Genomic DNA, 19,791 nt, shown 5'->3' with positions numbered 1-19,791 from the left:
GATCCCGGAAATATGTTCAATGCTGAACAATAAAGTACAAGAATGAACAAAAATCAAGCCTTCCCTTGGGACCATCCGCGGTTTCGCAGCTGGATCTCAGTCGCCCGAGCGTGTCAGCTCATGCAACAGACGCTCACACGGGCACTCGCGCCCCTCGACATCAAGCCGCCGCACCTGGACATCCTGATCAATCTCTATCGTTTCGAAGGCATTTCGCAGCAGGAGCTGGCCCGGAAACTCCTGGTCGGTCGATCCAATATGAGCATGCTCTTGCCGCAGATGGAAAAGCGCGGACTTCTGGAGCGAAATGCTGATCAACGCGACAAGCGCGTCCTGAGATTATCTCTGACCGCGGATGGCAGGACGCTGACCGAGAAGGCGATGGCGATCCAGACGGAGCTGATCGAGCAGATGCTGTCGGCAACCCCGATCGAGGAATGCACCCGTATGGCCGAGACCATGGAGCGCCTGATCCAGCGCATGATGGCGGTGGATGCAGGGCATGAGGACGCGAGCGACGTCGGCCTCAGCGCGGGTCACGGCTGAGACCCTTTTCGGCAAGCGAGCGCTCATAATCGGCAAATTTATCCGTGCCGCTCTCGCCCAGTTCCCTCAGATAGATCCAGGTGAAGATGCCGGTGTCATGGCCGTCATCGAAACCGATCCGCACGGCGTAATTGCCCGTAGGCGTCATCGAACGGATCGCGACATTCCGCTTGCCCGGCACCGTGACCGCCTGGCCGGGTCCATGACCCTGAACCTCTGCAGAGGGTGACAGAACCCGGAGCATCTCCGCTGGCAAGCTGACGACGACACCGTCATTGAAGCTCACGGCAAGCGTCCTGCGATCCTTGGACACCTTGAGTTCGCTCGGCCAGATCTCAGACATTGAAGGGCCCTCTTCCTCATACAATTCGGCGTGAGAGTTAGGCCCAAGGCCCTGCTCATGCAAGCTGTTTTGCCCTTCATGCACCTGGTCCGGAAGACCTTCGCTTGACGCTCGATCCTCATGGCCCCACATTGCAGCTGAAACACGGAGCAAAGACTTGCAGCAGATTTCAGGCACGCTGGCGGCAACACCTCTCGGGGATGGGGCAAGCCCCATGATCGACCCGTTCGGCCGTACCGTGAGCTATCTGCGCGTCTCCGTGACCGATCGCTGCGACTTCCGCTGCACTTATTGCATGGCGGAAGACATGACCTTCCTGCCGAAGAAGGACTTGCTGACGCTGGAAGAGCTGGACCGGCTCTGTTCGGCCTTCATCGCCAAGGGAGTGCGCAAGTTGCGATTGACCGGCGGCGAGCCGCTGGTGCGCAAGAACATCATGCATTTGATCCGCGGCCTCTCGCGGCATCTGGGCAGCGGCCTCGACGAGTTGACGCTCACCACCAACGGTTCGCAGCTTGCCCGCTTTGCCGCCGAACTTTCGGATGCCGGCGTGCGTCGCATCAACGTCTCGCTGGACACGCTGGATCCGGCCAAGTTCAAGGCGATCACCCGCTGGGGCGATTTCGACCGGGTGATGGACGGCATTCGAGCGGCACAAAAGGCTGGAATCGCGATCAAGCTCAATGCCGTGGCTCTGAAAGACTTCAACGAACACGAAATCCCGTCGCTGATGGAATTCGCCCATGCCGAAGGCATGGAGCTCACGCTGATCGAAACCATGCCCATGGGCGAGATCGGCGAGGATCGGACAGACCAGTACCTGCCTTTGTCGCTTGTGCGCGAAAGGCTGGAGGACCAGTTCACGCTGACCGACATTCCCTTTCGCACCGGCGGCCCGGCACGCTATGTCGAGGTCAAGGAAACAGGCGGGCGGTTGGGCTTCATCACGCCCCTCACCCATAACTTTTGCGAAAGCTGCAACCGAGTGCGGCTGACCTGCACCGGCACGCTCTATATGTGCCTCGGCCAGGACGATGCCGCAGATCTGCGCACGGCCCTGCGCGCCTCGGACAATGACGCCTTCCTCGCCTCGGCCATAGACGAAGCGATCGGCCGCAAGCCGAAGGGTCACGATTTCATCATCGACCGCAGCCACAGGAAGCCGGCCGTCGGGCGGCACATGAGCGTCACCGGCGGCTGATCGCCGCCGACAACGCAAGTTATTTGGCCGATCAGGCCGAGCGCCGGAACTCGTCCCGTCCGGAAACAGCGAGTTCTGTGCGGAAGTGGCCGATCTTGTGCATCAGGATATCCACCCGCTGCCGCAGTCCATGGATCTCGGCATTGTTCTCCTCGACCATGGCGGCATTCTGCTGGGTGATGAGCTCGACGTCGCGCACCGCATGCGTGACTTCGCTGATGCCCGTCGACTGCTCGCGGGTTGCAGCCGAGATCGTCTCGACAAGCCCCTGCACTTCCTCGACCTGATCGATGATCGACTGCAGTGCGACGCCGGTGTGTTCGACAAGTTCCACACCCGAGCGAACCTGCCCGCCGGACGCGGTGATGAGGGTCTTGATTTCCTTCGCCGCGTTGGCCGAACGCTGGGCAAGCTCCCGAACCTCCTGGGCAACGACCGCAAAGCCACGTCCCGCCTCGCCGGCGCGGGCAGCCTCGACACCGGCATTGAGTGCCAGAAGATTGGTCTGGAAGGCGATCTCGTCAATCACGCCGATGATGGTCGAGATCTTCTCGGAAGAACGGCTGATCTCCGACATGGCTTCGACCGCCTTGCGCACCACCACGCCGGACTGGCGGGCATGGTCGCGCGCCACCTGAACGGATTGGGCCGTGCGCCCTGCTCCGTCTGCGGTTGAGCGCACGACATCGCTCAGATGCGACAGGGCCCGCACGCTCTCCTCGAGAGCTGCCGCCTGCTGTTCGGTGCGACGGGCGAGATCGTCGGCCGAGACGGCGAGGTTCTCGGTCCCGGCATTGATATCCGCGCTCGCTGCCCGCACCTCTTCCAGCGTCGCCCGCAGGGTCTCGACAGCCTGATTGTAGGTTGACGCCATGGCCACGAAATCTGCAGGCAGATCATCGCGCATGGTGACGTTGAGCTGGCCATTGGCAAGCGCCTGCAGCACCGAAGACAGCGCTTCGAGAGCGGCGCGCTGATCGGCCTCGACACGCGCCCGCTCCTGCGAGCGATGGGCGCTTTCCTGTTCCGATTGCGCGCGCGCGGCAGCGGCCTCTTCCTCCAGCCTTTTGTTTTCCAGTGCTGCATCGCGGAAGACGGTGACCGATCGCACCATGTCGCCGATCTCGTCGCCGCGATTGCGACCCTCGATCGGCACCGAGAGATCGCCGCTGGCAAGCCGCGACATCACGCCGGTAATGCGCTTGAGCGGCGCTCGCAGCGTTTCGATCAGCATCAGACCGCCAATGATGGCAAGCAGTGTCCCGACGACCATCGTGACCACCGAGATGGATGCCGAGCGTTCGCTATCCTCGCGGCCGATCTCCTGGGCATGGCTGACAAAGTTGCGCAGCGTCTCCATCGCCTCAGAAACGTGACCGTTGGCCGACAGGCGCCGGGCCTGCCAGTCACGGCCGGCGTCGAGCCGTTCCTGCGAGCCCGTGATAAGGGCTTCCAGCGACGGTGCAATCTTCTGAGGAAAATCACGAAGCGCACTGTTTTTCACACCGAGTTCGGAAATCCGGGTCGCAATCCCCTTCAAGGATTCGACCTTGTCGACCAGGGCCTGACGACTTTGATCGTCGAGCGTACCCAGCATCTGCTGGACCTTGAGTTCGGTCGTGGCGATCTCCATGATCGCCGTATCGACGAGCCCCATCAACTCCTTCTGCTCGGCCACCAGCTTGTCGAGACTGACGAAGCGATCCGCTGCCACATCCGAATTCTTGGCGCCCTGCAAGGTAATCTTCTGCTCGATCAGGACCAGCTCTGACAGCACGCGACCGATATCCTGCGCCTTCGCATCATCAGCCGCATTGCCATTCAACGTGGCCTCGATCTTGGCGATCGAAGCCGACACCTCATCGACCAACAGCTTTCCCTTCTCCGACACGATGACTTCGGCCTTGCCGATGTCCTTCTTCAGCGGCGCGATATAGAGCTTCGTCTCGGACAGCTGCTCCTCGGGGGTGAATGCCATCTGCACGCCGACACGCAACTTGCCGAGCCGGTCGAGCAGGCTCTTGAACGCTGCGGCATCGAACAGCAGTTCCTTGGCGAAGAGCTCTTTGCCGGCAAGATCCGTGCGAACGAACTCGACCTGCTTCAGAATCGTCTGCCCCTCGGCATTCAGGGAACCAACCACTTGGGTAAGCTGCGCATCCAGCGCATCGCGGCGGACTTTGTTGTCCCAGAGCGCTGCCGTTTCGTCACGCATCAGAGACGGCAGGTTACGCAGCGCACCGAGATCTGCGGCCTCTGCCTGCTTGGCGAGCACGCCGTCGAGAACGCCGAGACCCTTTTCCTGTGCCTCAATCGCCGTCAGCAGAGCCTCCCTGCTCGCTTCGGTCGGATCGAGGCTGAATTCCTGCAGTCCCGTCTGCAATTGCTCCAGATCGCTGATATTGCCGATCGTGGCACGGGTGACGGTCATGTGACCGTTGAGCATGGTGGCAGTGCGGTAACCGAGCAGACCGACGCCTGCCATAAGAACAACGAGAGGAATAACGAATAGCAATACTTTGGTGACGATCCTGCGGCTTTGCAGGAGGCGATCAATGAAAATCATGGAACCCTCGGGAGGATCGACCGTTCTGCGGCCAACATCGGCGCAGCGTCGAGCGGGCGGCGCCACCTCATGCGGAGCCGCCCGAAGCTTCGCCGTCGGCCCTTGACCAATGGTTAATCCGAAACCGGCTTTTTGGCCCTCTACGGCCTGGCAAGCGCAGATTGACTAAGAAATCCGGTTCCGCCGCCCGACACCATGGTCTACAACCGCTTCGCAAGCATGGGAATCCCTGGAATGGCCTTATCCGAGAATGCCCGCGGCGCGCTGTTGATGGCGGCCTCGATGGCAGGTTTCACCTTCAACGATGCCCTGACGAAGTCGGTCACCGACGAGTTGACGGTCGCGCAGATCATGTTCGTGCGCGGTGCCATCACGACAATCCTGGTCTATGCCGTCGCGCGTCGACTGGGCGCTCTCGATCATCTGCGCAACATCCTGCAGCCCCTCATTCTGTGCCGGATTGCCTTCGAGACGATCGCCGCCATCGCCTTTCTCTCGGCGCTCGGCCAGGTACCGCTGGCCAACGCCTCGGCCATTCTGCAGTCCCTGCCGCTCGCGGTCACCTTAGGCGCCGCACTCGTCTACCGCGAACCCGTCGGCTGGCGCCGCTGGACGGCAATCGGCCTGGGATTCCTCGGCGTCATGGTCATCATCAAACCCGGCCCGGAAGGCTTCACGCTGGCCTCGCTCTATGTGGTCCTCAGCGTCATCACCGCAGCCGGCCGCGATCTGGTCACCCGCAAGATCGACCCGAACGTCTCTTCTTTGACCGTCACCCTCTTCACCGCCTCGTCGATTTCGCTCGCCGGCCTCCTGCTGGTACCGGCTTTCGGCGGCTGGAAGCCGGTGTCGCTCGACACCTTTGCCACCATCGCTCTTGCCTCGGCCTTCCTCTTCGTCGGCTATCAGGCAATCATCATGGCCATGCGGCTGGGCGAAATCTCCTTCATCGCACCGTTCCGCTACACGAGCCTGCTTTGGGCTGTGGCCTTGGGCATGCTGTTTTTCGGCGAGACACCGGATCTTTCGATGGGCATTGGTGCCGCCATTGTCATCGGCTCCGGCCTCTATACGTTCTACAGGGAAAAGCAGAGGAAGGCGGCCGTGGCCAGCGCCTCCGAACCGGGCTCGCCCGGCTGATCACCCCGATCATCGTCAGAAGGAATGCCCGTGCTGCCGACCCGCTTTTTCGACCGGACCAGCCCGCCGCACATCGTGAGCCTCGTCTCGATCGCCGGGCTCTCGGCACTGACGATGAACATCTTCCTGCCATCCCTGCCGGCCATGGCAAAGGATCTGGCCGTCGACTATGACCGTGTCCAGATCCTGGTCTCCGGCTATATTGCGATGACCGCCCTGGTCCAGCTGATCATTGGCCCCTTGTCCGACCGTTACGGCCGCCGGCCGGTCATGCTGGGTGCCTTGGCCATCCTTCTTGCCGCCTCGCTCGTCTGCATGACAGCCACCTCGATCGAGGTCCTGACCGTGGCCCGAATGGCGCAGACCGCCGTCGTGGCCGGTCTTGTCCTGTCGCGCGCCATCATCCGGGACATGGTGCCAGTCGAGGAGGCCGCATCCATGATCGGTTATGTCACAATGGGCATGACGCTCGTTCCCATGCTGGGACCAACCGTCGGCGGCCTCCTGAGTGACGCCTTCGGCTGGAGGGCGAATTTCGCTGCCATCGCCATCGCAGGCTTTCTCGTCCTCGTGCTGGTGCGCAGCGATCTCGGCGAGACCAACCGGCAAAAGAGCAGCAGCTTCACCGCCCAGTTCCGCGCCTGGCCCGGCCTGCTGGCCTCCGGCCGCTTCTGGGCCTTTACGCTGGCGGCCACCTTCACGTCAGGCGCCTTCTTCGCCTTCCTCGGCGGCGCACCCTTTGTCGGCGGCACACTGATGGGCATGACACCGAGTGTGCTCGGTCTGCAATTCATGTTCATCGCATCAGGCTATATTGCCGGCAATTTCCTGTCCGGACGTTATGCCCGCCGTGCCGGCATCGAGGCGATGATGCTGATCGGCGGCGGTGTCGCCCTGGCCGGCGCATCCCTCCCCATTCTCTTCTTCTCTCAGGATCTGACGACCTCCCTTGCCTTCTTCGCCCCGCAGATCATTGTCGGCTTCGGCAACGGGTTGTCGCTGCCGAGCGCCAATGCCGGGATCGTCAGCGTACGCCCGGAACTGGCGGGCTCCGCCTCCGGCCTGGGCGGTGCGATTACCATGGGCGGAGGTGCGTTCGTGTCCTGGCTCGCCTCCGCCATCCTGTCAGTAGAGACAGGCGCCATGCCCCTCCTTCTCGTGATGTTCGCCTGCTGCGTGCTGGCACTTCTCGCAATCGGTTGGCTTTGGCTGCAACGGCATATTTCCGTCGGAGCGACACGTTGATGGGACCAATTGGCATACCGGGCCTGGTCCTCGGCGGCGGGCTGTCACGGCGACTGGGCGAGGACAAGACGCGGGCCATTCTCGGCGGCAAACCGCTCCTCGATGTCATCGTCGCCCGCTTGCGACCACAAGTATCGACACTTGCGGTCAATCTGCCGCCCGATCATCCATTCGCCGGGTCTTACCGCAATTGTCCCGACACGGTGGCAGAGCGCCCAGGACCCCTCGCCGGCGTGCTGGCCGGCATGCAGGCCTTCTCGGGCGAAGCCAGCCATCTGCTGACGGTGCCCGGTGACGCACCTTTTCTGCCCCCCGACCTCGTGCCACGCCTTGCAACCGAGCTATCGCCGGGCGAGATCGTCATGGCATCCTCAGGCGGTCGGGACCACCCGGTCGTCGCGCTCTGGCCGATCCGGTTGGCAGAGGATCTGCGATCCTGGATCGACGATCCGGATCATCGCCGGGTCCGCGACTTCATCCGCCGGCATCCGTTCCGCCGTGTGCATTTTGACATGCTGACGAGGATGGACGGGCGCGGAGAGGTGGATCCCTTCTTCAACATCAATACGCCTGCGGACCTTGCCCTCGCCCGCGAGGTGATCGACGGAGGCGGCGCATGACGGACAAACCGAGGATCTTTGGCATCGCCGGCTGGAAGAATTCGGGCAAGACAGGCCTTGCAGTCCGGCTCGTCGAGGAATTCACGCGGCGTGGCTACCGCATCTCGACGATCAAGCATGCCCATCATGACTTCGACATCGACAAGGTCGGTGCCGACAGCTTTCGCCACCGCCAGGCGGGCGCGCACGAAGTGGCGATCGTATCCGGCACACGGTTTGCGATCATGCATGAACTGCGCGGCGCGCCGGAACCGAGCTTCGAGGAAATCCTGAGCCGAATCGCCCCTTGCGACCTGGTCCTGATCGAGGGCTACAAACGGGAACCGGTGCCGAAGATCGAGGCGCGACGGCTGGAAGCGAACAAACGGGAACCGCTCGCGCCAACCGACCCATGGATCAAGGCCATCGCCGCCGATCATGGGGTTAAGGAGACAGATCTTCCCGTCTTCGATTTGGACGATACAGCGGCAATCGCCGACTTCATCATTGCGGTGACGGGACTGCCACAGCGCAGGTGACACCCCGACAAACTGAAAAGGGGCCGCCGGATCACGCCGGCGGCCCCTTTCTTGTGTCGGACGATTCCGATCAGTTCTTGGCGGATACACCGGCCGGGCGCACCAGCGAGGTGACGCGGCGGATGGCAACGCGGCGGTTCTGCTGTTCAGCCGCTTCTGTGCGGATCTTCAGGTAACGCTCGCCATAACCCTGGACCGACATGTTTTCCGGCGGGATGCCGTAGACTTCGGTCAGCAGGCCAGCAACCGTTGCCGCGCGCTGGTCAGACAGGACGAGGTTCGCCTTGTCGGAACCGACGGCATCCGTATGGCCTTCGATCAGGAACACTTCACCCGGATCCTTCTCGAGCAGCTTGCTCATCGCGTCCGCGACCTTGCGCAAGGTCTTCGCCTGGGCAAGCGGCACTTCGGCCGAGCCGGTCGGGAAGGTGATCGTGTCAAGGTCGATACGACGGACCTTGTCACGCAGACGGGCAGACGACTTCACCTCGTCGATCGAATAGACGCGCTCGACGCGTTCCACCGGCGGCTGGCCGAGGAAGTCGTAGTAGTCCCGATCCGGCGCACGCGAGGTGCTGATGATGTAATCCTGCACCGGAACGGTGAGGCGCATCGGCGGCAGCGACAGGCCGACGTCGATGAAGACCTGCGGACGTTCGTTGTCTGCCTCGGGCGAGTACATCAGAACATATTCGCGACCGCGGGGCGAGATCCGCGAACGGATGACGATATCGCCGTAGCGGTTGTAGACGGTCACGATCCGCGATCCGTCCTCACGGATGATCGTTTCGCGGGTCCGGCCACGCGGCAGTTCCTCGTAGTAGCTTTCCTGCGAGTCGTAGCGCAGGCGTTCGCGGTCGTCGCCACGCACGATGATCTGGTTGCCGACATTGATGACCGTCCGGTTGTCAACCTGTTCGATGACCTGGATCTGGGTCACCTGGTTCACAACGTTGTTCTGGATCACCGTGTTGTTGGTGGTGTTGTTGACCGTATTGTTCGTCGTGTTGTTGGTGATGTTCGTGACATTGGTGATGTTGTTGGTCACCGTGGTCGGCACATCGAAGGTCGGGGCCGCGTCAAGACGCGTGCCATCTTCAGTGATGGTCGCCTGCACTGCCTGCGGCTCGACCTGCGTGAAGCTCGCCTGGGCCTCCGCATCCGTTGTCGGCGGCGGTGCGACGTCTTCCTGCGCACGGAGCTGGCTCCGTTCTTCGCGGGACGCTTCGCCACCGCTGTTGTCGGCATCCTTGTCGCTGTCGAGAACGGCAGCTCCATTGTCGACCGGCAGGACCACCGTCTCGGTGCTCTGTGAAGGATCTTCAGCGATCTGCTGCTTTTCCTCTTCCGTGCGGTTGTCGGTGATCTGCTCTACCGGCTGATCTTCCGGCGGCACAACGGCCGGCACCACGACCTCTTCGGTCGGAGCCTGTTCGGTCTGTTCGGTTGCCTGTTCCGGTGCAGCGGTGCCATCGGCCGGCGCTTCGCCGTCAGTCTGCGCCTCCGTGCCGTCTGTGGCCGGCGCGTCTTGACCAGTGGTCTCCTGGCTCTCCGTGCTGCCATCGGCCGGAGTCTCTGCCTGCTGATCAGCCGGCTGCTGCTCGGTTTCCGGTTCAGCGGTTTCAGGCTGAGCGGGCTCCGTCTGTTCGGGGGCAGCCTGCTCCTCTGCGGGTTGCTCGGTCTGCTGCTCCGGAGCGGCTTCTTCGGTCTGCGGAGCCGGGGCAACGGGGCATTCAGCCTCGCTGGCAGCGGTAGAGCCATCCGCGCAGGTGACACTTTCGGGGGCTGGCTGCTCGGTTGCCTGCTGGGCCTGCGCTTCGGCTTCAGCCTTGGCCTGAGCTTCTGCCTCTGCCTGAGCCTGTGCCTCAGCTTCGGCCTGCGCCTGGGCTTCTGCTTCGGCCTTGGCCTGTTCTTCGGCCTGGGCCTGGGCCTGCGCTTCTGCCTGAGCTTGCGCCTCGGCTTCTGCCTGTCGTTGCGCCTCGGCTTCGGCTTCCTGCTGCTGTTGCTGAGCCTGCGCTTCGGCTTCTGCCTGTGCCTGTGCTTCCGCCTCAGCCTGGGCCTGGGCCTGCGCTTCGGCCTCAGCCTGACGCTGGGCCTCCGCTTCCGCCTGCGCCTGTGCTTCTGCCTGGGCCTGGGCTTCTGCCTCCGCCTGAGCCTGTGCCTCGGCTTCGGCCTGGCGCTGGGCTTCCGCTTCTGCTTCAGCCTGCGCCCGTGCTTCCGCTTCCGCCTGGGCCTGCGCATCGCGCGCGTCGCAGGTTTCCTGGTCCGCAGCTTCCGAACCGTCGCTGCAGACCACGGCCTGGGCGAGTTGGATCAGACCTTCCTCGGCCTGACGTGAATGCGTCTTCGACACCCCTTGACTGATGGCCGAAGCGGCCACAGGCTCGGCCAGCACTGCCATGGACAGCACCGGGATCGCCACCGTGTTCAGCAATCTATTTTTGAACATGCCCTGCGTTTCCTTCCTTCACGCCGATTGCAGTCTTTCCGACTGTTTGTCTCAGCGCCGTTAAATATCCAAGTCGATTCTGCGAACCGAGAGTGCCGCCAAGCTAGGTTCCGCAAAATTAACCTCGTCTGAACGAGTTGGAACCACTTTTGCTCCATCAGGCAAGAGAAGGATTTGAAGCCTCAAGTCATCTTCGCTCGCCGCATGCCACCGAAAATAGGGATACAGCACTCTTTGTTGTTGATTTCGGCATCGAAAGCAGACGAATATTGGGCCCAAGTGTGGCCGCTAACGCCACACGATCCAGGATAGCCGCGTTAAAAAGACAAACGGCATCCACCAACAGAGAGGGATCTCATGCGTATTCCGACACGTTTTCTGGCAGCCGCCTCGATTGCGGGACTGTCGCTCTTTGCCGGTTCTGCCATGGCGCAGGAAAAACTCATCATCGGCACGGAAGGCGCCTACCCGCCCTTCAACAACCTGGAAGCCGATGGCTCCCTGGTCGGCTTCGACATCGATATCGCCAAGGCGCTCTGCGATGAAATGAAGGTCACCTGCGAATTCGTCACCCAGGATTGGGACGGCATCATTCCTGCCCTCCAGGCGAAGAAGTTCGACGCAATCATCGCGTCGATGTCGATCACTCCCGAGCGCAAGGAAAAGGTCGACTTCTCCAAGAAGTACTACAACACGCCGCCGGCCGTCGCCGTGCCGAAGGATTCGACCATCGCCGACGTCGCTGGCCTCAAGGGCAAGACCATCGGCGCTCAATCCTCGACGACCCACGCCAACTACGCCGAAAAGCACATGCCCGATTCGGAACTGAAGCTGTATCCGACGGCTGACGAATACAAGCTCGACCTCGAAGGCGGCCGTGTCGACGCCGTCGTCGACGACATCGTCGTTCTCTCGGAATGGCTGAAGACCGATGCCGGCGCCTGCTGCAAGATCCTGACGCCACTGCCGATTGACGTTGAGATCAACGGCGAAGGAGCGGGCATTGCCGTTCGCAAGGGTGAAACGGCGCTCGCCGACAAATTCTCCGCCGCGATCGAGGCCATCCGCGCCAACGGCAAATATGCCGAGATCAACAAGAAGTATTTCGACTTCGACGTCTATGGGAACTGATTTCCCGATCCTTTGATTATGGAGATGGCGGGAGCACAGCGCTTCCGCCATCTTGCGTTAGTGAGAAGCATGAAAAGGCGGAAAATACCGCCGAGGGGGAATGGCATGGGCGGACTGTCTTCCGCACTGGGCTCGCTATGGGCCACTTTATCCTATTGGCTCGATCCGTTTTGCGGCCCGATCGGCATTTTCTCGCTCTTCGGTGGTGACGGCCTGCTGTCCTGCGGCAATGTCGGTTGGGCCGATGAAATCGCACTGGGCGTCAAGGTGACAATCATCCTTGCGCTGATCACTCTGCCCGTCGGCCTTTTGCTCGGCTTCCTGGTCGCGCTTGCGCTGCAATCGGAAGAAAGAAGTCTGAGGACGGCGGCGGGCATCTACACCACGATCTTTCGCGGACTGCCGGAACTGCTCACCCTTTTCATCGTCTATTACGGCTTCCAGATGATGGTTCAGGCTGTTTTCAGCTGGTTCGGCAGCGACCAGCGCGTTGAAATCAACGCCTTCTTTGCGGGCATGCTGGCCCTCTCAGTGGTTTTCTCTTCGTACTGTTCGGAAGTACTGCTGTCTGCCTTCAGGGCGATCCCGAAGGGGCAGTATGAGGCCGGCAACGCGGTCGGCCTGTCGCGCGGTCGCACCATGCGGCTGGTGATCGTGCCACAGTTGATCCGCATCGCCCTCCCGGGCCTCGGGAACCTCTGGATGAACCTGCTCAAAGACACGGCACTGGTCTCGGTCATCGGTCTCACCGATATCCTGCGCCAGACGGGCGTCGCCACCAAGGTCACCAAGGAGGCCTTTCTGTTCTACGGGATCGCCTGTGCGCTCTATCTCGTGCTCGCCACCCTCTCCTCTGTCGGATTGAACGCCATTTCCAACTGGGCCAATCGCGCCGAGGCAAGACGATGAGCCACTCTCTGGAACTGATCCCCGCACGTCCTGCGCCCCCCGAGGTGCACCCGGCCATGACATGGGCACGTGCCTTGGGTTACGGAGCCCTCGGCCTCTGGCTTCTCCTCGGCATCGCGCTGGCCTACATGATGGTCTCGGGCTGGGACACGGACAGGTTCGTCAAATACGGCCCGCGCTATCTCCAGGGCCTCGGCACGACGCTGGGCCTGGTCGCGAGTTCGATCACGCTTGGGGCGCTTCTCTCCATACCGGTCGCCTATGGCCGGATGTCGAAGAATGTTGTGCTGAGATCCATCGCCTACGCCTATGTCTACGTCTTTCGCGGAACGCCGCTGCTGGCCCAGATCTACCTGATCTATTATGGCCTCGGCTCCTTCCGCGCTGAGATCGAAGCCGTCGGCCTGTGGTGGTTCTTTCGCGAAGCCTGGTACTGCGCCATTCTTGCCATGACCATGAACACGGCGGCCTATCAGGCGGAAATCCTGCGCGGCGCGATCCAGAGCGTTCCGCGTGGCCAGACGGAAGGGGCAAATTCCCTGGGTCTGCCGCCATCCGTGACCTTCTGGAAGATTATCCTGCCCCAGGCGCTGATCGTGGCACTTCGCCCTTATGGCAACGAAATCATCCTGATGATCAAGGCCTCGGCCGTCGTCGCGGTCGTGACGGTTCTCGATCTGATGGGCCAGACCCGCTATGCCTTCTCGCGCACCTTCGACTACCAGACCTATCTATGGGCAGCGCTCTTCTATCTCACCATCGTCGAATTGCTGCGCAACACCTGGGCCGCGCTCGAGGCAAGGCTGACAAGGCACCTGAAGCGATAGAGCAGGAAACCTTGGCAGCACTCACCACGCGACGCTGCCAAGGTATAGCAATAAAAGACGATTTCCGCTTGGTCACCGAAGGCTTAAGCTTTCATTTACCCTGTAGTGGTTCCAATGCTATGGGGCCCGCGTCGCACGCAGCCCCGGTCGGTCGCGGAAGCGGTTACCGTCCGCACCGATCCTCTTGCACGGGACACGGACGCACGGACATGAACACCGAAATGGAATTGATGCTGAAGGGCTACGGCCTGACCACTGCGCAAATTCTCTACCGCCTGCCGGACCACCCTTCCCTCCTGCAGACCTACATCTGGCAACACTACGACCTCGCGCCGGACTTTCCCGAGATGCGCGGCTTCTTGCGCTTCTGGCAGGAGAAGATCGAGGGCCCGCTGCATTCGGTCACCTATGTACACAAGAAGATGATTGCAGCCAGTGAATGGCGGGCGCTCAAGGGAGAGTTCATTCTCCACTGACCGCGCTCAGCTTTACACGCCGCTCATACATGCACCTCGCCATGGGCAAACTCGCCATCATCAGGCTCGGGGTAAAAGATGGCTGCAATGAGTGCGACATAAAAGGCTGCGACGACAGCGAGGACGACAGCCCCTGGCAGAGGACCCAGATGGGCATTGATCATCAACTGCTGAAGGTTGCCGATGAACTCCGCCGGGCTTTCGTCCGCCTGCAGTTTCGGGCTTGAGATCTTGAGCCCCCAGGCCAGCAGCAGGATGAAGTACATCCAGATGTAATTGCGTCGAATGCGACGGAAAAGCGCTTCCCGATAGCTGATCAGGAAGACGGGCGCCCTCAGGCTCGCCGCGATCGCCTCCGCCCAATCGGCACGCAGTTCGGCGCGTGGGCACAGTGCCTGGGCAAAATAGTGCCGTTCGAGCTGCCGCACGCGCGCGCGGTATACATCGAAGAAGCGATAGCGCCGCGCCTCAATCAGCAGAAACACCGAAATCAGCAGCATGGCGAACAGCACCACGCCATGATGCGAGGACGGTGTCGAGAGAGATACCGACAGGAGTCCGGCAACCACGGTCATCGACCAGTTTGTCGTGCGGTCGATCCGATCGCGCCAACTGGTCATCCGCCCGATCTCGCCGCGATAGTAGTGAATGATCATATTGGCCTTTTCGGCCGAATTGGACGGCAGCGCCGGAGCAAGCCGGGGCGGCGGCGGCGCCAGCTGCGTGATGGCGTCAGTCTCGGAGGATGGCTGTGGCATGATCTGGCTCCCTGATGACGGAACGTCCGGCTGCAAGCCACGGTTCCCTCTCCATTGCCAAGCCAGCACGGACGGGCTAGACGACCGACAAAGGCCTCAAAGGCCCCCGAGACAGGAGCGCGCCCCATGGCCAAGATTGATGAAGAAGCATTGGCGGAAGCCTATAACCGGGCTCTGGCGCTGGAAAAAGCCGGCGACATCGACGCCGCCGTGAAAGCCTATGAAGAGGTCCTCGCGATTGACCCAGACGACCATGGCGGCGCCTCGGTGCGGATCGCGGCGCTCGGGCGCGGCGAAGCCCCGCCAAAGGCGCCGGACGCCTATGTCGAAACCCTGTTCGATCAGCACGCCGAAGCCTTCGAGGATATTCTGGTCGAGCAACTCGGCTATGCCGTTCCCGTGATGGTGCGCCAGCGTCTGCAGAGCCTCAATCTCGGCCCCTTCCAGCGCCTGCTTGACCTTGGCTGCGGCACTGGCCTGACCGGCGGCGCGTTGCGCGACATGGTCGCCGATATCACGGGCATCGACATTTCCGAGAAGATGGTCGAGATCGCCCACGAAAAGGATCTCTACGAGACCCTCTATGTCGCAGAAATCGAGGACTTCCTCGAAGACAATGACGACGAGCCCTTTGACCTCGTGACGGCCACCGACGTTCTGCCCTATCTCGGGGCTCTCGAACCCCTCTTTTTCGGCGCTGCCGAAAACATGGTTTCGGGCGGCATCTTCGTCTTCTCCTCGGAGACGGCAAACGAGGATACCCTGGCCGGACGGCCATTCATCGTCGGCCCGCACCAGCGTTTCGTCCATGCCGAGGCCTATGTACGCGAACGCCTGACCGCCACCGGCTTCGAACTGATCGAGATGACCGACATCAACGTGCGCATGCAGGACGGAAATCCGTCTCCCGGCCATCTGATTGTCGCGAAAAAGATCTGAGAAAACAATCATAGATTGAAAAATCCACCTTTGATTGCGTCGAATTGGTGGTTATGATCTTGCGTTTTGCTAGGCTTTTCCCGGGAAAGGGGAAAGCAGATGCAAATGGAAGTTGTTTTCAACGTCTTCGAGGGCCATTTCGCAGAATGGACCGCGCTCGCCATTTCGGCCGTCACAACCTTCGCGCTGATCTTCGGGCGCTATGAAATTCGGCTCCGACGGCTACGCCTCATCCGAGAATACGTCAAAGCCTTCCCAGTTTGGGATACCACAGAGGGTAAGACAAAGTCGACGAACCCCTCCTTCGAATTCGTCCGCAGCAAATATACCGCCGACGTCAAGGGCAGTGGCGAGACCCCGGAGGATGGCGATCTCGTTGCGGACGCACAGTCTCAAATGGCGATCGTCGCGGAGATCAACGGGACGATCGCAAAGACCCGTGTGTTTCTCAACCGCGGCGACATTCGCCTGCTGGTGGCCTCCGTGCCCTATATGCTGGTGGTCTTCGCCGGCTTTTCGCTGACCCTTTCCGGCACGACCTGCCCGTCCCAAGCTCAAGGCTGCATCCAACACGTCGCTCGAAATCTCCTGACCGCAGGAGGTGTGACATTCGAAGCCACGATTGCCCCGGAACAGGTGCGCAAGCTGACGGAGAATGTCCTGACGGTGGCTGCCATCACCTTTGTCGGGGCCTATCTGTCGTCGTTACGCTATCTCGTGCAGGCCCTCTCGGTCTTCGATCTCAGCGGCTTCACCTTAATTCGGCAGGCGGCGGTCATCACCATCTCGGTGCTCGCGTCAGCAGCGCTTTATCGCGCTCTCCCCGATATGGACGCAGCGCTTTCCGTGGTCGGCATGGCGCAGAGCGCGGCGGTAAATGATCTCTCCGCGGGATGGATCCTTCTCGCACTCGCCTTCGGTCTGTTGCCCGGCAGCGTGCTGCAATTCGTGTTGGTAAAGCTTGGAACGCGTTTCGACTGGATCAAGCAGTCGGACAACCGCTTCATCGCCTGGACCCGTGTCGTGCCCCTCGACGCGATCGACGGCATCGACTTCTTCACCCGCTTCCGCCTTGAGGAATGCGGCATCTCCGACGTCCAGTCGCTCGCAACTTATAATCCGATCATGCTGCACATCGAGACACCCTACGGCATATATCAGACCGTCGATTGGATCGCTCAGGCCCAGCTCTGCTGTGTCGTCGGCCTCGACCGTTTCCTGCTGCTGCGGCAATTCAACGTGAGAACGATCTTTGATCTTGAACGCGCGCTCAAGCAGAACAAGGAGTACATGTCCGCAGAAGACCGAAAGGCGATCGATCAGTTCGATCGGATCTATGCCGCTGTCTTGCTGGCGCCGACCGGCCCGATGAAAGGCCTGCAGAAAGAAAGCACCGCCAAATTTCTGATCCCCGATGGCGGCGGGATCAAGGAGGTTGATGCCACCGATTTCAGTATCTGGGCGATGCAGACAATCAGCAAGGATGACGGCAGCGCCTCGCGTGCAATAGAGCATTTGATGGACTGGATCGGCGATGACCTGCATGTGAGAAGACTGCGCCGGCTTTGGAACGAGATCTGCGATCGCCTCGGACCGACAAGTCTCGAATTGACGTCGGACCGGAAGATCAAGGGCGACACACCAACGTCGGCCCCGCAACCAGACCATCCGGAGGAACCTGAACCACAGGCGGCGGCAAATCCGGATCCGACGTGACGCCTCCTCTGGACAGGCACGCGTATTTGGCGAAAATGCACCTGTCTGAACATGAAGTCTGATTCGCGACAGAAGTCTGTCTCCTGAATGAGTCGGTGAGTCGTGTTCGAGGATGCCCCCGTTGAAGATCAGTTTTGACACCAAACTCATGCCCTTCGACGGCTGTGATCCGCAGCTGGCCGTGATCCTCATCAATGCCGCGCGGCCAGGCGACCCGACTCCGCGCCTGCTTGCCGAACGCTGGCGCGGTCACCTCAGCAAGGCGCTCTTCGCCTTGCCACAGGTCGAAAACCATCAGCTGAGTGCCGGAGCAGCCCAGACGGGCGCGTCCTACAGGGCGGCCATCGAACTCGGGCTGGGGGCCACAGCTCTCGAAGACTATATCGCGCAGATCCGTGACGAATACAGCTTGGACAACAGTCAGATCGCCGTGGTCGGCTATGCCGAAGGCATGACACTCGCCCTCTATTACGGTTTGAAGCAAACGCAGTCCCTCTGCGCCATCATCGGCTTCAGCGGCGACATGGCCGGCTTTGCCGATCTGCGCTCTGAGATCTCCAGCCGCCCGCCGGTCCTGCTGGTGCATGGCGAAAAGGACGATGTCGTTCTGCCAGGCACGTTTCTCAACAATTACAGCCGCCTGTCGGAAGCCGATGTGCCGGTTACAGCCTGTTTCAGGCCGGGTCTGGACCATCAGGTCGACGATCTCGGCGCCGATTCCGCCATGTTCTTCCTGCAGGGAGCCCATGGGGCACGCGGTATCCGGCCGCTTAAGAAAAAGACCATCAACGAAGATGTCGCCAAGTCGATCAAACTGGTCATCTGGGATCTCGATGAGACGCTCTGGCAGGGCACACTCGACGATGCCGATGCCATTACCCTGCATGAGAGCCGTGTCGAGGTCATTCGCCGCCTGAACGGCAGTGGGGTCGTCTCCGCCATCTGCTCCAAGAACGATTTCGAGACGGCCCGCAAAAAGCTCGAATCCCTTGGCCTCTGGGATGACTTCGTCTTCCCCCGCATCGCATTCGTGCCGAAGGGTGCTGCGATCCAGGCGCTCATCTCCGATATGCAACTGAAGCCGAAGAATTGCCTCTTCATCGACGACAACGACATCAACCTTGCCGAAGCGAAGGCCGTGCTGCCCGACCTGCACACGCTCGACGCCAAGGACGAGATGTGCGACGCCTTCCTCGCGCGGCTTGTCGATGCCCATGCCGGCGTGAACAAGTCGCGTGTCGAGGAATACCGGTCGCTGCAGAACCGCGTCACGGAAAGCCAGACCTTCGAGGGCAGCCGCGAAAACTTCCTCCACACCTGCGACATCCATGTCGCGATCGCCACCAGTTCCGACCTCATCGACTTTGCGCCCCGCATCGAGGAACTGATCAACCGCACCAACCAGTTGAACTACCTGAAGACACGGGTGGAGCCCGGCTCCATGGTCAACTACGTCGCCGAGGCGTCGCTGCGCGAAGGCTTCGCACTCTTCGCCTGGGACAAGTTCGGTTATCACGGCCTCGTCGGCTTCATCAGCGCCGAGACCGAGACAGAATCGATGCAGCACATGGCCTTCTCCTGCCGCATCATGCACATGGGCATCGAGAACGTTTTGCTGGAGCGGGCCTTCCAGCGCTTCCGGAACCTGCAGGTGCCGGACAGCGTGCCGGTAAAGCCGGAGATCCCCGCCTGGATCACGGTGGAGAATTTCAACGCGCCCGGCATTCGCGAGCGCATCCTCGCCGAAGAAAAGAGCATTGCCGCCGGCAACCGCGACATTCGCATCCGCTTCATGGCGAACTGCCAGTCCGGCATCTTCTGCCACTATGCTGGCCTGAGGGACGTTGCTGAAATCGACAGCATGCCGCGCGTCTTCATGATGCCGCATGTGCTGAACAAGTCCTACCTGCAGCAGCATTTCCCGCCGGCGCTCGTCTATTACATCGGCACCGACTTCTACAACATCATGTGGCCGCCGGAACTGCTCGGCATTCTCGACAAGGGTCTTTACGAGGTCTGCGCCACCGAGTTCTGCGAATACCTGAAGGCGAACGGCAATCGCATGCTGCTGATCACCAGCCCGAGCGGTGTCGAACCGAGCGATTTCCTGGTCATTCGCGGCGTCACCAAGGAACGCATGGAGGCCATGTCGGCTGTCTGGCGCAAACTGGCCGCCAACTACGACTGCATCGACCTCATGGATGTCGACAGCTTCCTCAGCCCCGACCTTGCGGCCGACAGCACCCACTTCCGCGTCGAGGCAAGCCGCGAGATCGCTGGTCGGATTGCGGACTGGTACAAGGCCCTGCCCTCCACCCTGTTCGAACCGCAACTGGCTCTCGCAGGCTGAACGGGTTTCCGCAAACAAGGATCGCCGCCGGTCAATGCCGGCGGTGATTTGCATTTG

The 19,791-nt window shown here is 61.3% G+C and carries 17 protein-coding genes; 13 read left to right on the top strand and 4 right to left on the bottom strand.

What is annotated here, in order from left to right:
- Positions 1-42 precede the first annotated feature (42 nt).
- Complete coding sequence (locus tag DFO46_RS06035; protein ID WP_120276688.1) at positions 43-546, top strand: MarR family transcriptional regulator; 504 nt, start codon at positions 43-45, stop codon at positions 544-546.
- Here the strand turns inward: DFO46_RS06035 and DFO46_RS06030 are convergent.
- Positions 527-889 (bottom strand): DUF971 domain-containing protein, encoded by a 363-nt coding sequence (locus DFO46_RS06030; protein WP_110790666.1) that lies wholly within the window; start codon positions 887-889, stop codon positions 527-529. The genes DFO46_RS06035 and DFO46_RS06030 overlap by 20 nt on opposite strands.
- A 214-nt stretch (positions 890-1,103) precedes the next feature.
- Here DFO46_RS06030 and moaA point away from each other — a divergent pair, with 214 nt between their 5' ends.
- A complete protein-coding gene (gene moaA, locus DFO46_RS06025) occupies positions 1,104-2,090 on the top strand; it encodes a GTP 3',8-cyclase MoaA (RefSeq protein WP_120276687.1) in 987 nt (328 codons plus the stop codon).
- A 31-nt stretch (positions 2,091-2,121) separates the two neighbouring features.
- On the opposite strand, the gene DFO46_RS06020 is transcribed toward moaA, so the two are convergent.
- Positions 2,122-4,656, bottom strand: coding sequence for a methyl-accepting chemotaxis protein (locus DFO46_RS06020; RefSeq protein WP_120276686.1), 2,535 nt, complete (start codon positions 4,654-4,656; stop codon positions 2,122-2,124).
- A gap of 234 nt (positions 4,657-4,890) precedes the next feature.
- Between DFO46_RS06020 and DFO46_RS06015 the strand changes: the two genes are divergently transcribed.
- Genes DFO46_RS06015 through mobB form a run of 4 tightly spaced genes read left to right on the top strand, consistent with a single transcriptional unit; the run spans position 4,891 to position 8,179 of the window.
- A complete protein-coding gene (locus tag DFO46_RS06015) occupies positions 4,891-5,796 on the top strand; it encodes a DMT family transporter (protein WP_183041846.1) in 906 nt (301 codons plus the stop codon).
- Positions 5,797-5,826: 30 nt separating this feature from the next.
- Positions 5,827-7,041, top strand: coding sequence for a multidrug effflux MFS transporter (locus DFO46_RS06010; protein ID WP_183041845.1), 1,215 nt, complete (start codon positions 5,827-5,829; stop codon positions 7,039-7,041).
- Positions 7,041-7,661, top strand: a complete 621-nt coding sequence (gene mobA, locus DFO46_RS06005) for a molybdenum cofactor guanylyltransferase MobA (RefSeq protein ID WP_110790670.1) — start codon at positions 7,041-7,043, stop codon at positions 7,659-7,661. Before DFO46_RS06010 ends, mobA begins: the two co-directional genes overlap by 1 nt.
- Positions 7,658-8,179, top strand: coding sequence for a molybdopterin-guanine dinucleotide biosynthesis protein B (gene mobB, locus DFO46_RS06000; RefSeq protein WP_120276684.1), 522 nt, complete (start codon positions 7,658-7,660; stop codon positions 8,177-8,179). The genes mobA and mobB overlap by 4 nt, the downstream gene beginning before the upstream one ends.
- Positions 8,180-8,249: 70 nt before the next feature.
- Here mobB and DFO46_RS05995 read toward each other — a convergent pair whose 3' ends face one another.
- The gene (locus DFO46_RS05995) at positions 8,250-10,628 is read right to left on the bottom strand and encodes an OmpA family protein (protein WP_120276683.1); all 2,379 of its coding nucleotides are present in this window, start codon (positions 10,626-10,628) and stop codon (positions 8,250-8,252) included.
- A 357-nt stretch (positions 10,629-10,985) separates the two neighbouring features.
- Here DFO46_RS05995 and DFO46_RS05990 point away from each other — a divergent pair, with 357 nt between their 5' ends.
- The 4 genes from DFO46_RS05990 (at position 10,986) to DFO46_RS05975 (ending at position 13,971) form a co-directional block, all read left to right on the top strand.
- Positions 10,986-11,759, top strand: a complete 774-nt coding sequence (locus DFO46_RS05990) for an ABC transporter substrate-binding protein (protein ID WP_120276682.1) — start codon at positions 10,986-10,988, stop codon at positions 11,757-11,759.
- Positions 11,760-11,864: 105 nt separating this feature from the next.
- Complete coding sequence (locus DFO46_RS05985) at positions 11,865-12,668, top strand: ABC transporter permease (protein WP_120276681.1); 804 nt, start codon at positions 11,865-11,867, stop codon at positions 12,666-12,668.
- Positions 12,665-13,495, top strand: a complete 831-nt coding sequence (locus DFO46_RS05980) for an ABC transporter permease (RefSeq protein WP_120276680.1) — start codon at positions 12,665-12,667, stop codon at positions 13,493-13,495. The genes DFO46_RS05985 and DFO46_RS05980 overlap by 4 nt, the downstream gene beginning before the upstream one ends.
- Positions 13,496-13,704: 209 nt before the next feature.
- Complete coding sequence (locus tag DFO46_RS05975; protein ID WP_120276679.1) at positions 13,705-13,971, top strand: usg protein; 267 nt, start codon at positions 13,705-13,707, stop codon at positions 13,969-13,971.
- A gap of 23 nt (positions 13,972-13,994) precedes the next feature.
- Here DFO46_RS05975 and DFO46_RS05970 read toward each other — a convergent pair whose 3' ends face one another.
- The gene (locus DFO46_RS05970; protein ID WP_245422603.1) at positions 13,995-14,627 is read right to left on the bottom strand and encodes a DUF2270 domain-containing protein; all 633 of its coding nucleotides are present in this window, start codon (positions 14,625-14,627) and stop codon (positions 13,995-13,997) included.
- Between the two features lie 228 nt (positions 14,628-14,855).
- On the opposite strand from DFO46_RS05970, the gene DFO46_RS05965 reads away from it, so the two are divergent.
- From DFO46_RS05965 to DFO46_RS05955, 3 genes are all read left to right on the top strand, one after another.
- Positions 14,856-15,668: a methyltransferase domain-containing protein gene (locus tag DFO46_RS05965; RefSeq protein WP_110790678.1), complete on the top strand. Its 813-nt coding sequence runs from the start codon at positions 14,856-14,858 to the stop codon at positions 15,666-15,668.
- Between the two features lie 99 nt (positions 15,669-15,767).
- Positions 15,768-17,384, top strand: a complete 1,617-nt coding sequence (locus tag DFO46_RS05960) for a hypothetical protein (protein WP_147412742.1) — start codon at positions 15,768-15,770, stop codon at positions 17,382-17,384.
- Between the two features lie 121 nt (positions 17,385-17,505).
- Positions 17,506-19,734: an HAD-IIIC family phosphatase gene (locus tag DFO46_RS05955; RefSeq protein ID WP_183041844.1), complete on the top strand. Its 2,229-nt coding sequence runs from the start codon at positions 17,506-17,508 to the stop codon at positions 19,732-19,734.
- The last annotated feature ends 57 nt before the right edge of the window (positions 19,735-19,791 follow it).

This window comes from Rhizobium sp. AG855 (assembly GCF_003610655.1).
GTDB classification, from domain to species: Bacteria; Pseudomonadota; Alphaproteobacteria; order Rhizobiales; family Rhizobiaceae; genus Allorhizobium; species Allorhizobium wuzhouense.
Note: the sequence above shows the minus strand (reverse complement) of the source record. Positions and strands in the feature narration are given on the sequence as shown.